At 60.0% G+C, this 575-nt stretch carries 2 protein-coding genes; both read right to left on the bottom strand.

Features of this window, described 5'->3' with window-relative positions; genetic code table 11:
• Positions 1-249: biotin carboxylase N-terminal domain-containing protein (locus CH276_RS25210; RefSeq protein WP_303396069.1), on the bottom strand; the 249-nt coding region annotated here is incomplete at its 3' end.
• Between the two features lie 13 nt (positions 250-262).
• On the bottom strand, positions 263-499 hold the full coding sequence (locus CH276_RS25205; protein WP_045196097.1) for an acyl-CoA carboxylase epsilon subunit: 237 nt from the start codon (positions 497-499) through the stop codon (positions 263-265).
• Positions 500-575 lie beyond the last annotated feature (76 nt).

The following is a 575-nucleotide window of genomic DNA, read 5'->3' as shown; positions in this document are numbered from 1 at the left end:
GGCACCGGACTTGGCGGCGGCGTCGAGGATCTTGTCGATCACCAGATACGACTCCGCCGAGGTCTGACCCCCGAGGGCGAACGCCTCGTCGGCCAACCGAACGAACGGGGCATCGGCATCGGGCTCGGCGTACACAGCGACACTGGCCAACCCGGCATCGGCGGCCGCCCGGATCACCCGCACCGCGATCTCACCACGATTGGCGACAAGGACTTTCGAGATTTTCTTATGGGAAGTCGAGGTAGTCATGTACTGAAATCCTTCACTGGCCATATCGGGCATTGACGAAAAGGGCTGGAGCACTGGCAAGTCCGTAACGATGCATATCTTCCGGTCGACCCCACAGATCCGACACGACCGGAGCTTCGACGAGCACCGACGACTGCGCAGCGGTCAGAACAGCAACAACGGCAGCGATGTCGGTATCGGTCGGCTGCCCGCGAAACGACCAGCTGAGGGACGCAGCAACATAATTGGCGTCGTCGTTCGTTTCGCTCATAGTGGGATGTTTCCGTGTTTCTTGGGTGGGAGGGTGACTTGTTTGCGTTCGAGTAGTCGTAGTGCGGTGACGATCT

Origin of the sequence: Rhodococcus sp. 06-470-2 (genome assembly GCF_002258235.1) — a bacterium.
Lineage (GTDB): Bacteria > Actinomycetota > Actinomycetes > Mycobacteriales > Mycobacteriaceae > Rhodococcoides.
This window is presented reverse-complemented; position numbering and strand designations above follow the sequence as displayed.

Bases quoted from the DNA above. Each gene is read 5' to 3' on its own strand.
- CH276_RS25205 (WP_045196097.1), bottom strand. From the start codon at position 499: ATGAGCGAAACGAACGACGACGCCAATTATGTTGCTGCGTCCCTCAGC.